The following is a 14,392-nucleotide window of genomic DNA, read 5'->3' on the forward strand; positions in this document are numbered from 1 at the left end:
CGGCTCAGGCCTGGCCGGGCGCGGCGACCGGGTTGGGCACGGCCCCGCCGTACCTGCGGTCGCGCTTGGCGTACATCTCGCAGGCCTGCCACAGGTCGCGGCGGTCGAAGTCGGGCCAGAGCTGGTTGAGGAACACCATCTCGGCGTACGCCGACTGCCACAGCAGGAAGTTGGAGGTGCGCTGCTCGCCGGAGGAGCGCACGAACAGGTCGACGTCGGGGATCTCCGGCTCGTCGAGGTAGCGGGCGAAGGCGCGCTCGGAGACCTTGGCGGGGTTGACCCGACCGGCGGCGATGTCCTGGGCGAGGCGCACGGCCGCGTCGACGATCTCGGCCCGGCCGCCGTAGTTCACGCAGAACTGGAGCGTGAGGACCCGGTTGTCCTTCGTCATCTCCTCGGCGTCCTGCAGCTCCTTGATGACGCTCTTCCACAGCCGCCCGGGACGCCCGGCCCACCGCACCCGCACGCCCATGGCGTGCAGCTCGTCGCGGCGGCGCCTGATCACGTCGCGGTTGAACCCCATGAGGAAGCGGACCTCGTCCGGGGAGCGCCGCCAGTTCTCGGTGGAGAAGGCGTACGCCGACAGGTTGGGGATGCCGAGCTCGATGGCGCCCTCGATCACGTCGAACAGCGACGCCTCGCCGGCCTTGTGCCCCTCGGTCCGGGGCAGGCCCCGCGCCTTGGCCCAGCGCCCGTTGCCGTCCATCACGATGGCGACGTGCCGGGGGACGAGGTCCCTCGGGATCGCCGGCGGGACGGCCCCGGAGGGGTGCGGTCTGGGCGGGCGGACGTTCACGGGTGTTGTCTCCTGTGGGTGAAGTCTGGGAAGGACGTCGTCAGACGCGCTCGACGTGTCGTAGCGAGCGTATTCCGTGTTCGAGGTGCCATTGGAGGTAAGCGGCCACCAGGCCGCTGCACTCTGTGCGGTGTCTCGGCTCGGAGGCGTCGGCCGAGTCCCAGTCGCCCCGGGTCAGGGCGATCATGAGGCCGATCGTCTCGGCGGCGGGCACGGCCGCGCCCGGCGGGCGGCAGCCGCCGCACACCACGCCGCCGGCGGCGATGGCGAAGGCCCTGATGGCGGGGGTCGAGCAGCGGGCGCAGGAGTCGAGCGCCGGGGCGTACCCGGCGACGGCGAGCGAGCGCAGGAAGTAGGCGTCGAGGACGAGCCGCGCCTCGTGGCCCCCCTCGACCAGGGTGCGCAGCCCGCCGACCAGCAGCAGGAACTGCCGGAGCGCGGGCTCCTTCTCCCCCACGGTGAGCCGGTCGGCGGTCTCCAGCATGGCGACGCCCGCGGTGTAGCGCGGGTAGTCGGACACCAGCGCCTCGCCGTACGGCCGGATCGTCTCGACCTGCGTGATCACGTCGAGCGAGCGCCCGGTGTGCAGTTGCAGGTCGATGTGGCTGAAGGGCTCCAGCCGGGCCCCGAACCTGGATTTGGTGCGGCGCACGCCGCGGGCGACACCCCGCACCTTGCCCGTGCGCTTGGTCAGGACCGTGACGATCCGGTCGGCCTCTCCCAGCTTCTGGGTGCGCAGCACGATGCCCTCGTCGCGGTAGAGGTTCACCCGCCCAGTCTAGGGAAGCGGCGCCCCTCGGCGGACGAATCGGCCACCGGGCGAGCGTTCCCGCCGGACATGTCCAGAAATGTGGCTGGAGGGGGCGCCGGAACCGGAAGAGAAGCCCTTTAAGCGACGAATCGATCTCGGGTCGCCCCTGGATGGCATCCTTTGGGAGAACAGTCACTAAACTTTGCCCCCTGGCGACACCCCCTCTTCGATCGCCTTCGCCCCCTGCACGCTGCCTGAAAGGGTGACATGACCCGCGTGGTCCTGCTGGGCGCCTCGCCCGGCTCTCCCGAACAGAACGTCCCGCCCGGTCACCTGGCGCTGACGTCGCTCCCCGGCTCGCCCACGGTCCTCGACCGGCTGTACGGCCAGGTCACCTCGATGGACCCCGAGCCCCTCGCCATCGTGCGCCCGGGCGAGGCCGGCGACCACCGGCGGTTCCCGGCACAGGTGGTGGAGTCACCCGACCTGGCGAGCGACCTCCGCGCCCTCGCCGACGCCGCCGAGGAAGCCACGGACAACCTGTTCCTCATGCCCACCGGCGCCGTCGTCCACGACGAGCTGATCTACCAGATCACCAAGGCCAAGCGGGCCGCGCTGGCGCTCATCGTCAAGGAGCCGCGCGAGGAGGACGAGAACGGCGAGCGGGTCCAGCCCGACATCCCGATCGAGGAGGCCGAGCCCGAGATCGGCGACCGCTTCCTCGAAGGGCTGCCGGTGCGGGTACGCGCCGGCCGCTCCCGCGTGGTGTCGGTCGGGTCGGCCTACCACGCGGTGACCCGCCCGAACGCCGTGCTGCTCGGCCCCCTCCACCTGCACCAGCGCCACGCGGCCACCCTGGCCGAGGCCGCCCGCGAGCTGGCCGACATGGCCCACCTGTTCGGCCCCGAGGACGACATCGTCCAGCTGCTCGTGCTCGGCCTGGTCCGCCGGGGCGTCTCCGTCGGCATCCGCGGCCGCAGAGACCTCTTCTACAGCCGCGTCGGCACCCAGGCCGAGGCGGACGCCGCCGTGGCCGCCATGTCGGAGTTCGACGAGGACCGCGCGCGCCTGAACAACGCGGTCAAGGGCGCCGACGGCTTCTTCACCACCTACTTCGTCAGCACCTACTCCCGGTTCATCGCCCGCTGGGCGGCGCGCCGCGGGCTCACCCCCAACCAGGTCACCCTGATCTCGATCGCGCTCGGCGTGCTGTCGGCGGTGGCCTTCGCGACGGGCACGCGCGCGGGCTGGGTGGCGGGCGGCCTGCTGATCTACTTCGCGTTCGTCTTCGACTGCGTCGACGGTCAGCTCGCCCGGTACGCCCGCAAGTTCGGCGTCCTCGGCGCCTGGCTCGACGCCACGTTCGACCGGGCCAAGGAGTACGTCGTCTTCGCCGGTCTCGCCATCGGCTCGGTCGTCGCCGGCCAGGGCGACGTGTGGACGCTGGCTCTGGTCGCGCTGTCGGTCCAGTCCGTGCGGCACCTGCTCGACTTCTCCTTCGGCGCCGCCAACCGGCGCAAGCCGCCGAACCCGCTGCCCACCCTGGCGCTGAGCGTCGCCGACGACCGTCCGCTGCGCGACGCGCTGGAGAAGCGCCGTGTCTCCCGCAGCACCGGCGTGCGGGGGCTGCTCAAGCTGTGGACGAAGGCCGGCCGGTTCCGGGCCGTCCACTGGGCCCGCAAGATGATCGTCTTCCCCATCGGTGAGCGGTTCGCCGCCATCGCGATCACCGCGGCTCTCTTCGAGCCCCGGGTCACGTTCCTCACCCTCGTGATCTGGGGTTGCGTCGCGGCCACCTACACCCTCACCGGACGTCTCATGAGGTCGCTCGCATGATCACCCACCCGCAGGCCCCCGCCACCGCCGTCCCCGACCCCGACGAGGAGCGCCGGCGCGTCCAGACGGCCCGCCTGCTCGCCTACCGCGACGACGGCCCTCTGGTGGCGCTCCTCCGCGGCAAGATGGGGCCCGGCCTGCCTCCGGTGCCTGCCGCGCTGGTCGCGCTGCTGGCCGTGGCGGCGATCGGCGTCGCCGGGCTGCTCGACGCCGGCACCGGGCCGATCATGCTGCTTCCCGTGCTCGTGATGGTGGTCCTGGTCGTCCCGAGCGCGGCGCGCGACCACCTCGGCCGGTTCGACTGGCTGGTCCCGCCGCTGATCAGGGGCGCGGAGTTCCTGACGATCCTGGTGCTGGGCCTGGCCGCCGGCAGCCCGAAGTGGCTGCTGTACGTGCTGATCTACGTCGTCGGCTACCACACCTACGACACGGTGTACCGCACCCGGCAGAGCATCTGGCCGGCCCCCTGGGTGTTCCAGGCCGGGCTCGGCTGGGAGGTCCGCCTGCTGCTGCTCGGCGTCGGCGCGGCGCTCGGCCTGATGACCTGGGTGGTCGCCGTGATGTGCGTCTACCTCGGCGTGCTGTTCGCCGTCGAGAGCATCACCAGCTGGGTGGGGCTCGACAAGCAGAGCGCCCTGGCCCAGGCCTCCGACGACCTGGAGGCCTCCCCCGAGGACGCCCTGGAGCAGGCCACCGGCGAGGCCGAGAAGGCCTGACGGACCGGCGCGAGAAGGCCTGTGCGGAGAACCCTCCGCACCGGCCTTCTCGCGTCCCGGGGAACGGTCAGGCGTTCTCGCGCTGGAAGCGGTGCGTGCCGACGGCGACGGCGACGACCGCGAACACCGCGGTGACGCCGACACCCAGCAGCGCGGCGGTCGAGGTGTAGGAGCCGGCGAAGAACGCCCGCAGGGCCTCGACGATGTAGCGGAACGGGGTGAGCCGCGACAGCACGTCCAGCCAGGCCGGGGCGAGCGACATGGGCAGCAGCGCGCCCGACAGCAGGATGAGCGGCACCAGGACCGTGCTCATGATCGGGGCGAACAGGTCGGGGTTGAGGGTCAGCGCGGCGGCGTACGACAGCGAGGCCAGGCTCACCGCGAACAGCAGCACGACCGTCAGGCCGAGCAGCACGCCGGCCAGCGGGGCCCGCAGGCCGAAGGCGTAGCCGAGGACGACCAGCCCGGCGGCCTGGATGAGCAGGACGAGGACGTCCTTGGTCACGCGGCCGAGCAGCAGCGACATACGGCTCGCCGGGGTGACGCGCAGGCGTTCGAGCACGCCGGAGCGCTTGTCGAAGACGATGCCGAACCCGCTCATGCCCGCGCTGAGCAGTCCGAGCTGCACCAGCAGCCCCGGGACGAGGACGTCCCACGATCCGACGCCGCTGCGCGCGAAGAGCGGGCCGAACAGGACGAGGTACAGCACGGGCTGCAGGACCCCCATGACGATCCCGAGCTTGCTGCGCATGATGAGGCGGATCTCGTGACGGGCCAGGATCAGGGCGTTCACGCGGCGGACTCCTCCGGGGGGCAGGGCAGGGGCCGGGTGATCACGCGGCTTCCTCGGCGGCGGTGGGCGGGATTCATGCGGCGGACTCCTCACGCAGGGCGCGGCCGGTGACGGCGAGGAAGACGTCGTCGAGCGTGGCGCCGGGACCGATCTCGGCCTTGAGCGCCTCCGGGGCGCCCTGCCTGACGATGCGCCCGGCGTCGATGATCAGCACGCGGTCGCACAGGGCGTCCGCCTCGTCGAGGTAGTGGGTGGAGAGGAAGACGGTCAGGCCGTCGTCCTCGCGCAGCCGTCTGATCTGGTCCCACAGGTCGGCCCTGCTCTGCGGGTCGAGCCCTGTGGTCGGCTCGTCCAGGAACAGCAGCCGCGGCCGGTGGATCAGTCCCATGGCGAGGTCGACGCGGCGGCGCTGGCCGCCGGAGAGGGTGACGGCCGGGCGGGCCTCCATGCCGGACAGGCCGAAGCCCGCCGTCAGCTCGGCGACGCGGGCGCGGGCCTCGGTGCGGCGCAGGCCGTACAGGCGGGCCTGGAGCTCGAGTTCCTCGCCGATCAGCGCCAGCGGGCCGACGGTGCCGCCCTGGGAGACGTAACCGATGCGCCGCCGTACCTCGACCGGCTCGGAGAGCAGGTCGTGACCGGCGACGGTGGCCGTCCCCCCGGTCGGGCGGAGCAGCGTGGTGAGCATGCGGAGGGTGGTGGTCTTGCCCGCTCCGTTGGGGCCGAGGAACCCGACGATCTCGCCTGGCGAGACGTCGAGGTCCACGCCCCGGACGGCTTCGACGGCACCCGTCTTGGTGGTGAAGGTCCGGGCCAGACCTCTGGCGTGAATCATGTTGGGCACAGTAGCACCAAATTTGGAGTCACTTAAATTTTAAATCGACCCCTAACTGTGTGCGAGGCCCGACGCGGCTGTATACAGGTCACCGTGGAGTTGGATGCGCTTGATCGTGCGATTGTCGGAGCCCTGGTCGAGGACGCTCGATCGACGTACGCCGAGATCGGCCACCAGATCGGGTTGTCCGCCCCCGCGGTCAAACGACGCGTCGACCGCCTGCTGAGCAACGGCGCCATCACCGGCTTCACCGCCCGCGTCGAACCGTCGGCGCTGGGCTGGACGACCGAGGCGTACGTCGAGCTGTTCTGCCGCGGCAAGACCTCCCCCGCCGAGATCGGCACGGCCGTCACGCGCCACCCCGAGGTGATCTCCGCCTGCACGATCACCGGTGAGGCCGACGCGCTGCTGCACATCAGGGCCAAGGACGTGCGGCACGTCGAGCAGGTGATCGAGCGCGTCGCCGCGGAGCCGTTCGTCGTCCGCACCAAGAGCGCGATCGTGCTGTCACGGCTCATCGACGATCCGCCGCAGGTCCGCAGCGGGCCGGCCTCCGAGGACTGAGCGCCCCTCCACCTGGGGAGGGGCGCTCTTCGGGCGACCTAAACCACATCGCCGGTACGCGCAATAAATCGCCGCGAAGAGGCGTGAGCGCGCAACCGATCCACACAAGCGCGCAATGGCCGCGCCTGGCCCGCACCCGTCGCCGTACCTACGCTGAAGCCATCCCCTGACCAGCCGTTATCCGACGGAGTGATACATGGCGCCCACCCGGCATTACCTCATGTGCCGTCCCGACCACTTCACGGTCGAGTACGCGATCAACCCCTGGATGGACCCCTCGGCAGGGGCCGACGCCGCCACCGCGGTCAGCCAGTGGGAACGGTTGAAGGGCGCCTACGAGGAGCTCGGGCACAAGGTCAGTCTGATCGACCCGATCGAGGGTCTCCCGGACATGGTGTTCGCCGCCAACGGCGCCCTGGTCGTCGGCGGCCGGGTGTACGGCGCCCGGTTCGCCAACGCCGAGCGGGCCGCCGAGGGACCGGCCTACCTGCGCTGGTTCGTCGAGAACGGCTTCGAGAAGGTCATGGAGCCCACCGAGACCAACGAGGGCGAGGGAGACTTCCTCACCCTGGACGAGGTGGTGCTGGCCGGCACCGGATTCCGTACCGCGATCACCGCCCACAAGGAGGCCCAGGAGTTCCTCGGCCGTCCCGTGGTGACCCTCCAGCTGGTCGACCCCCGTTACTACCACCTGGACACGGCGCTGTTCCCGATCGACGGGCGCAACGTCGCGTACTACCCGGGCGCCTTCTCCCCGGGCAGCCAGGAGGTGCTGCGGAGGATGTTCCCCGACGCCGTCATCGCCTCCGCGGAGGACGCGGCCGTGCTCGGGCTCAACGCCGTCAGCGACGGTCACAACGTCGTGATCAACGTCGAGGCCGGCGACCTCGCCCTGGAGCTCAAGCGCCGGGGCCTGAACGTCATCCCCGTCGACCTGAGCGAGCTGCGCAAGGCCGGCGGCGGTCCCAAGTGCTGCACACTGGAGATCCGCGCATGAGCAAGACCCGGGAACTCATCGAGCTGAGCGAGCGGCGCAGCGCGCACAACTACCACCCGCTGCCCGTCGTGGTCCACGAGGCGCGGGGCGCCTGGGTCACCGACGTCGAGGGCACCCGCTACCTCGACTGCCTGGCCGGCTACTCCTCGCTGAACTTCGGCCACGGCAACCCCGCGATCGTCCAGGCCGCCCAGGAGCAGCTTCAGCGGCTGACGCTCACCAGCCGGGCGTTCTTCCACGACCAGTTCGCCGAGTTCTGCGAGGGGCTCGCCGACCTGTGCGGCAAGGACATGATCCTGCCGATGAACACCGGCGCCGAGGCCGTCGAGACCGCGATCAAGGTGGCCCGCAAGTGGGGCTACGAGGTCAAGGGCGTCGCGCCCGACCAGGCCAACATCGTGGTCATGGAGGACAACTTCCACGGCCGCACCACCACCATCGTGAGCTTCTCCACCGACCCCGACGCCCGCGACGGTTTCGGCCCCGCCACGCCGGGCTTCACGATCGTGAAGTACGGCTCGGCCGAGGCGATCCGTGAGGCGATCGACGCCAACACCGTGGCGGTGCTGCTGGAGCCGATCCAGGGCGAGGCGGGCGTGCTCGTGCCCCCGGCCGGATACCTCCAGCAGGTCAGGGAGATCTGCACCGAGAACAACGTGCTGTTCATCGCCGACGAGATCCAGTCGGGTCTCGGCCGCACCGGTGACACCTTCGCCTGCGACCACGAGGGCGTGGTGCCGGACATGTACGTCCTGGGCAAGGCGCTCGGCGGCGGCGTCGTCCCGGTGTCGGCGGTGGTGGCGGACGCCGACGTGCTCGGGGTGATCAAGCCCGGCCAGCACGGCTCGACGTTCGGCGGCAACCCGCTGGCCTGCGCGGTCGGCAACGCCGTCATCCGCCTGCTGCGCACCGGCGAGTACCAGGCCAGGGCCAAGGAGCTCGGCGCGCTGCTGCACGAGCGGCTGACCGGCCTGATCGGCACGGGCGGCGTCGTCGCGGTGCGCGGGCGCGGCCTGTGGGCCGGTGTGGACATCGACCCGTCGATCGGCACCGGCCGTCAGGTGTGCGAGGCGCTCATGCGCCGCGGTGTGCTGGCCAAGGACACCCACGGCTCCACGATCCGCCTCGCCCCGCCGCTGGTGGTCTCGGAGGAGGACCTGAACTGGGCCGTCGACCAGCTCGCCGCCGCCCTGGCGGAGCTGTCGGAGGACTGAGGCGTTTCCCGGGAACGTGCGGCCGGCGCCTCAGGGCGTCAGCCGCACGTTCGTCATCTCCTCGAACGACGGCCGCGCGGTGTGCCAGCGCAGTACCGCCGACCGGCCGTCGAGATCGAGCGCGGCGAGCGCGTTCGGGAACCACGGCCCGTTGGTGATCTTCCAGCGGAGGGCGCGCCGGGGCAGCCGGACCATGCGGACGAGGATGCCGCCGAGCAGGCTCGCCACGCCGAACGACCCCACCACGTTGGCCAGGCGCAGCGTGCGGCTCAGCGGGTTGCGGATCGGCGAGCACACCGCCTGGTAGATCCTCGCTCTGCCGAGGTCGGCGCTGCGCGGGCCGGCGGCCGCGAGGTACGAGTAGTGCACGTCCCCGGAGAGCAGGACGATCGTGGCGGGGGCCCGCCCCCGGCGTCCCGAGGCGACGTCCACCAGCAGCCGTCCGAGCTCCTCGAACGACTGGCGGAACGCGCCCCAGTGTTCGAGGTCGAGCGCCTGGCGGATCTTCTCGCCCACCACGGCGGCCCGCCGCCCCCAGGCCCCGCCCGCGACGGCCTCGTTCCAGCTCTCGACGTCGAAGATGCCGCTCGGGAGGAACACCGGGACCGACGACCCGATCAGCAGATGGTCGAGATCCCCGGTGACGAGGTCGTCGAGCCACTGCCACTCGGCGTCGTCGAGCATCCGGCGGCGGGAGGGGTCCAGCTGCCTGGCGCACCGGGTGTCCACCATGATCAGGCGGGTCCTGCCGATGTCGCGGGTGTAGCTCCACCGGGTCGAGGAGGGGTCCTCGTCGGCCCTCTTGGCGAAGGCGTCCAGCTCCGCCCCGGCGTCGCCGTCGATGCGGCGGATCTCGGCGAACATCGGGTCGGCCTTGCGTTCGGACGGCGAGAGGTTGCCGATGTGCTGGTACACCCAGTAGGCGCCGAGCGCCGAGATGACCCGCGTGGGCCACCAGGGCACCTCGGCCATGGTGCGCCGCCAGGCGATCGAGGTGTTCCAGTCGTCCCGCACGTCGTGGTCGTCGAAGATCATCGCGGTCGGCACGGTGGACAGGACCCACCGGACCACGGGATCGGTCCACGCCTGGCGGTAGAGCTCGGCGTACTCCTCGAAGTCGACGATCTCGTCCGGGCCGTCGTCCCGGCGCCGGTGGATGAAGTCGAGCATCTCCTGCGACGGCTCGTCGGCGTACACCTGGTCGCCGAGGAAGAGCATCAGGTCGGGAAGATCATCCCCCGCCATCAGGCGCAGCCCGTATTCGCGGAGCACGTCGACGCCGTGCGTGGCGACGTGCTCCTCGTCGTGGGGGACGCTGGTGCGGCAGGACCCGAAGACGACCCGGTTGAGCTCCTCGACCGGGCGGATCCGGCTCTCGGGGAACCCCTCCAGCGGCCACACGCGCCGCCCGTCCAGCTCGACGGTGTACGCGCCGGTGCCCTCGACGTCGACGATCGCGTAGTGATGGCCGTGGACGGTGAAGGTGCGCTCGGTGGCCCTGGTGCCGCCCGCCGCCACCGTGACCTCGCACGGCTCGCCGGTCTCCACCCAGACAGAGGCGATCGTCTCATCGACGTACCGCAGCAGGGGCCCCACCAGTAGATCGGGCACGCTTGACCTCCCCTTTGCGTCAGCCTTACGTACCCTATGCCCTGCTATATGGCCTCGCTCCGCTCGGCGGCTCGCGGCGGTGTTGGTCAGTCGTCGAGGGAGCGCACCAGGAGGTCGAGGTCGCGCATCAGGCGCTCGGCGCGGTCGGCGCCGTAGGTGGCCAGGATGGCCCGCTGGTGCTCGGCGATGCCCGCCTCCAGCCGGCCGAGCAGGTCGCTGCCCCGGTCGGCGAGGAAGACCGCCACCTTGCGGCGGTCGGCGGGGTCGTGGCCCCGGTAGACGACGGCACGCTCCACCAGGCGGTCGACGGCCTTGGTCAGCGTCGGGTGGGGCATGAGCGCGGCCTCGGCGAGGTCGCCCATCGAATGGCCCCGCCCGTCGGCGAGCGCCTGGAGGATGCGCCACTGCTCGACGGTGACGTCCTCGGCGGAGAGCGCGGCGGACAGCCCCCGGTTGACGCTGCGCTCGGCACGGCTCAGCAGGTAGGCGAGGGACGACCCGAGGCCGCTCGCCGCCGGTCCGGCCTCGGTGCGGTCATCGGCCGGCATGACCGTCCCCGCCTTCCCGGGCCGGGTACGCTCGCCGGCCGCCGAGCCGGTTCCCGCCGTCACCACTCGAAGCTCCCTTCGTCCGCCAGCGCGCCTGGAGGATACTCTTGCACGTGGCCGAACCCGTCACGGTGGTCATCGACCCCCTCGAAGCTCACCTGCTGCGAGCCGACACGCTGCGCGTCGGCCTGGTGGTGCCCGTCTCGGGCGTGCTCGGGCTGCTCGGCCCGTGCGCGATCAACTGCGCGATGCTGGCGGCGGCCGAGGTCAACACCGCGGGCGGGGTGCTCGGCAGGCCGATCGAGCTGGTGCTGGTCGACGGCGGCAGGCCTCCGGCCCAGGTGGCCGGCGAGGTGGCGGGCCTGGTGCGCGCGGGAGCCGTCCAGGGGCTCGTCGGCACGCACGCCAGCCACGTCCGCGTCGCGATCGAGCACTCCCTGCGCGGCGCCGCACCCTTCGTGTACACCCCGCCCTACGAGGGCGGCGCCCGCTCCCCCGGGGTCTACTTCCTCGGCGAGCCCGCCTCCGACCAGATCGTCCCGGGGCTCGACTGGCTGATCGACCACCGGCGGGCGCGGCGGTGGTTCCTGCTGGGCAACGACTACGTCTGGCCGCGCCTGGTGCACGCCTCGGCCCGCCGGCACCTTCGGGCCCGGTCCGCGGTGGTCGTCGGCGAGCGGCTCGTCCCCTCCGGCACGGCGGCCGTGGCTCCGCTGGTCGAGGAGCTGGCCGCCGCGCGCCCCGACGCGGTGCTGCTGAACCTGATCGGCAGCGACCTGGTGGCGTTCAACCGCGCCTTCGCGGCGAGCGGCCTCGGCTGCGCGCGGTTGTGCGGGGCGCTGGAGGAGCACGGCCTGCTGGCCGTGGGCGGCGACAGCACCGGCGAGCTGTACGCCGCCATGGGCTACTTCGGCGGCATCGCCACCGACGCCAACCTCAGCCTGGGCGAACGCTACACGCGGCGCTTCGGGCCCGCCGCGCCGCTGCTCAACGGGCACGGGCACGGCTGCTACGAGGGCGTGCTGATGCTGGCGGCGCTGATCCGGCGAGCCGGCGGCACGGCGGTCCCCGCGATCGAGGCGGCGGCGGACGGCACCTCGGTCACCAGCGGACGGGGGCTGGTCACCCTGGACGGCGGTCACGTGCGCAAACGCGTCTACGTGGGGCGCGCCGACGGGCTCGACTTCGATGTCGTCACCTCCTCATGACCCTCGTGTAAATCTTCTGCTAGAAACCTTTTCGTTTTCAAGGATTAGTCCTATCGTACGGCTCTGCCCCCGCATGTGAAGGAGCCGTTCATGTCCTCCCCCTCCGGGACGTCGCCGTCCCCGTCCGACGCCCCGACGGCCGCCGGCGTCGAGCGCTTCGGCTACAAGCAGGAGCTGCAGCGGTCGCTGGGCTTCTCGGACCTGCTGATCTACGGCCTGATCTTCATGGTGCCGATCGCGCCGTTCGGCATCTTCGGCAGCGTGTTCCAGGCCTCCGGCGGGATGGTCGCGCTGGCGTACATCATCGGCATGGTCGCCATGGCGTTCACCGCGCTGTCGTACGCGCAGATGGCCCAGGCCTTCCCGATGGCCGGGTCGGTCTACACCTACACCGGGCGCGGGATCGCCGCACCGGTCGGCTTCCTCGCCGGATGGGTGATCCTGCTCGACTACGTCCTGGTGCCCGCCCTGCTGTACCTGGTCGCCAGTGCCGCCATGGCGTCGTTCGTGCCGGCCGTGCCGATGTGGGGATGGCTGGTGGCGTTCATCGTGCTCAACACGGTGGTCAACTACCTCGGCATCGAGATGACCGCCCGGATGAACAAGATCATGCTGGTGGCGGAGCTGGCCGTGCTGGCGGTCTTCCTGGTCGTCGGCGTGATCGCCCTCGCGCAGGGCAAGGGGCACGGCGACGCGCTCAGCCCGCTGTTCGACTCCTCGACCTTCTCCTGGCCGCTGGTGTTCGGGGCGGTGTCGGTCGCGGTGCTGTCCTTCCTCGGCTTCGACGGCATCTCGATGCTGGCCGAGGAGAGCCGCGAGGACACCCGCAAGCTCGGCCGTTCCATGGTGTACGCGCTGGCGCTGGCGGGCGTGCTGTTCGTCGTCCAGACCTGGGTGGCCGCCCTCCTGGCGCCCGACCGCCCCGGCCTGCTGGCCAAGGGCGACCCGGCGGGCACCGCCTTCTACGACACCGCCGAGTACGCGGGCGGCCACTGGCTGAGCGTGCTCACCGCCGTCGCCACCGCCGTGGCCTGGGGCTTCGCCAACTCACTGGTCGCCCAGGCGGCCACCTCCCGCCTGCTGTTCGCCATGGCCCGCGACCGGCAGCTGCCGAAGTTCCTCGGCAAGGTGCACCCCAAGCACAAGGTGCCCGTCAACGCCACCTTCCTGGTCGCCGGGGTGTCGCTGGCGCTCGGGCTGTACATGAGCTCGCGCGACGACGGCATCACGCTGCTCAGCACCCTGGCGAACTTCGGGGCGATGACGGCCTTCCTCGCCCTGCACGTGTCCGTCGTCGTGCACTACGTGATCAGGCGGCGCAGCCGCGACTGGCTGCGGCACCTGGTCGCCCCGGCGATCGGCTTCCTGATCCTGCTCTACGTCGTCATCAACGCCAGCATCGCCGCCCAGGTGCTCGGCTTCGTCTGGCTGGCGATCGGTGTCGTCATCCTCGTCGGCTCCATCCTCATGGGCCGGCGCCCCGCCCTGTCCGCGATCAACACGGAGGTCTCCGAGTGAACGTCGTCTCCTACCGGCCCGCCCTCGAGGAGCTGTCCTACACCTTCGGCGGGCGTCCGGCCGTCGGCACGGTGAAGCCGGGCACGGTGATGGAGCTCTACACCGAGGACTGCTTCGCGGGGCGGGTACGCGGCGTGGACGACCTCCCCTCCCGGGTCTGCGAGTTCCCCTACCTCAACCCGGTCACCGGCCCCTTCCACGTCGAAGGGGCCGAGCCGGGCGACACCCTCGCCCTGCACTTCGTCTCCATCGAACCGGCCCGCGACTGGGCGGTCTCCACGACCTTCCCCCACTTCGGCGCGCTGACCGGCACGCACACCACCGCGACGCTGCAGCCTCCCCTGGAGGAGGTCGTGTGGATGTACGAGGTCGACGCCGAGAAGCGGGTCGTACGGTACCGGGCCCGGCGCGGCGACTTCACCGTGGAGATGCCGCTGGACCCGATGCACGGCACCGTCGGCGTGGCGCCCGCCGCGCACGAGGCCCGGATGACCATCACCCCCGACGCGCACGGCGGCAACATGGACACCCCCGAACTTCGGGCCGGCGTCACGGTCTACCTGGGGGTCAACGTCGAGGGCGGGCTGTTCTCGATCGGCGACGGCCACTGCCGGCAGGGACACGGCGAGGTGTGCGGCACGGCGGTCGAGGCCGCGATGAACACCGTCGTCGCCGTCGAGCTGGTCAAGGGCGTCGCCACGCCCTGGCCGCGACTGGAGGACGACGGCCACCTGATGTCCACCGGGTCGGCACGCCCGCTGGAGGACGCCTACCGGATCAGCCAGCACGACCTGGTCACCTGGGCGGCGTCCCTCACCGGGCTCGACGAGCTGGACGCCTACCAGCTGGTCAGCCAGGGCGGCGAGGCCCCGGTGGGCAACGTCTGCGACACCAACTACACGATGGTGGCCAAGCTCCCCAAGGCCTACCTCGGCGGCCCGGAAGTGTACGACTCCGCGCACACCCGCCTGCGCGCCCTCGGCGCGGAGTACCTCTCCTCCCGCTGAC

At 71.5% G+C, this 14,392-nt stretch carries 14 protein-coding genes; 8 read left to right on the plus strand and 6 right to left on the minus strand.

Annotated elements, in window-relative coordinates; genetic code table 11:
- Positions 1-4 precede the first annotated feature (4 nt).
- Together KIK05_RS18330 and recO are read right to left on the minus strand one after the other, a co-directional pair.
- Positions 5-796, minus strand: a complete 792-nt coding sequence (locus KIK05_RS18330; protein ID WP_214411953.1) for an isoprenyl transferase — start codon at positions 794-796, stop codon at positions 5-7.
- A 40-nt stretch (positions 797-836) separates the two neighbouring features.
- A complete protein-coding gene (gene recO, locus KIK05_RS18335) occupies positions 837-1,565 on the minus strand; it encodes a DNA repair protein RecO (protein WP_214411954.1) in 729 nt (242 codons plus the stop codon).
- A gap of 249 nt (positions 1,566-1,814) precedes the next feature.
- On the opposite strand from recO, the gene KIK05_RS18340 reads away from it, so the two are divergent.
- Positions 1,815-3,383, plus strand: coding sequence for a CDP-alcohol phosphatidyltransferase family protein (locus KIK05_RS18340; RefSeq protein ID WP_214411955.1), 1,569 nt, complete (start codon positions 1,815-1,817; stop codon positions 3,381-3,383).
- Positions 3,380-4,099: a DUF5941 domain-containing protein gene (locus KIK05_RS18345; RefSeq protein WP_214411956.1), complete on the plus strand. Its 720-nt coding sequence runs from the start codon at positions 3,380-3,382 to the stop codon at positions 4,097-4,099. The genes KIK05_RS18340 and KIK05_RS18345 overlap by 4 nt, the downstream gene beginning before the upstream one ends.
- 67 nt (positions 4,100-4,166) lie before the next feature.
- Here KIK05_RS18345 and KIK05_RS18350 read toward each other — a convergent pair whose 3' ends face one another.
- Both KIK05_RS18350 and KIK05_RS18355 read right to left on the minus strand, forming a co-directional pair.
- Entirely contained in the window at positions 4,167-4,892 is a 726-nt protein-coding gene (locus tag KIK05_RS18350) for an ABC transporter permease (protein ID WP_308249981.1), read from the minus strand.
- A gap of 73 nt (positions 4,893-4,965) precedes the next feature.
- On the minus strand, positions 4,966-5,724 hold the full coding sequence (locus tag KIK05_RS18355; protein ID WP_214411957.1) for an ABC transporter ATP-binding protein: 759 nt from the start codon (positions 5,722-5,724) through the stop codon (positions 4,966-4,968).
- A gap of 93 nt (positions 5,725-5,817) precedes the next feature.
- Here KIK05_RS18355 and KIK05_RS18360 point away from each other — a divergent pair, with 93 nt between their 5' ends.
- The 3 genes from KIK05_RS18360 to rocD all read left to right on the plus strand — a co-directional run bounded on the left by KIK05_RS18360 (position 5,818) and on the right by rocD (position 8,499).
- Complete coding sequence (locus tag KIK05_RS18360; RefSeq protein WP_214411958.1) at positions 5,818-6,288, plus strand: Lrp/AsnC family transcriptional regulator; 471 nt, start codon at positions 5,818-5,820, stop codon at positions 6,286-6,288.
- 196 nt (positions 6,289-6,484) lie between these two features.
- On the plus strand, positions 6,485-7,285 hold the full coding sequence (gene ddaH, locus KIK05_RS18365) for a dimethylargininase (protein ID WP_214411959.1): 801 nt from the start codon (positions 6,485-6,487) through the stop codon (positions 7,283-7,285).
- Positions 7,282-8,499, plus strand: coding sequence for an ornithine--oxo-acid transaminase (gene rocD / locus KIK05_RS18370; protein ID WP_214411960.1), 1,218 nt, complete (start codon positions 7,282-7,284; stop codon positions 8,497-8,499). The genes ddaH and rocD overlap by 4 nt, the downstream gene beginning before the upstream one ends.
- Before the next feature lie 30 nt (positions 8,500-8,529).
- On the opposite strand, the gene KIK05_RS18375 is transcribed toward rocD, so the two are convergent.
- Together KIK05_RS18375 and KIK05_RS18380 are read right to left on the minus strand one after the other, a co-directional pair.
- Positions 8,530-10,110 (minus strand): alkaline phosphatase D family protein, encoded by a 1,581-nt coding sequence (locus KIK05_RS18375; protein WP_214411961.1) that lies wholly within the window; start codon positions 10,108-10,110, stop codon positions 8,530-8,532.
- 86 nt (positions 10,111-10,196) lie between these two features.
- A complete protein-coding gene (locus KIK05_RS18380) occupies positions 10,197-10,721 on the minus strand; it encodes a MarR family winged helix-turn-helix transcriptional regulator (RefSeq protein ID WP_308249982.1) in 525 nt (174 codons plus the stop codon).
- Positions 10,722-10,771: 50 nt separating this feature from the next.
- Between KIK05_RS18380 and KIK05_RS18385 the strand changes: the two genes are divergently transcribed.
- The 3 genes from KIK05_RS18385 to KIK05_RS18395 all read left to right on the plus strand — a co-directional run bounded on the left by KIK05_RS18385 (position 10,772) and on the right by KIK05_RS18395 (position 14,391).
- Positions 10,772-11,866, plus strand: coding sequence for a substrate-binding domain-containing protein (locus KIK05_RS18385; RefSeq protein WP_214411962.1), 1,095 nt, complete (start codon positions 10,772-10,774; stop codon positions 11,864-11,866).
- A gap of 90 nt (positions 11,867-11,956) precedes the next feature.
- Positions 11,957-13,384 (plus strand): APC family permease, encoded by a 1,428-nt coding sequence (locus tag KIK05_RS18390; RefSeq protein WP_214411963.1) that lies wholly within the window; start codon positions 11,957-11,959, stop codon positions 13,382-13,384.
- Complete coding sequence (locus KIK05_RS18395) at positions 13,381-14,391, plus strand: acetamidase/formamidase family protein (RefSeq protein ID WP_214411964.1); 1,011 nt, start codon at positions 13,381-13,383, stop codon at positions 14,389-14,391. Before KIK05_RS18390 ends, KIK05_RS18395 begins: the two co-directional genes overlap by 4 nt.
- The last annotated feature ends 1 nt before the right edge of the window (position 14,392 follow it).

Source organism: Sphaerisporangium fuscum (assembly GCF_018531465.1).
GTDB classification, from domain to species: Bacteria; Actinomycetota; Actinomycetes; order Streptosporangiales; family Streptosporangiaceae; genus Sphaerisporangium; species Sphaerisporangium fuscum.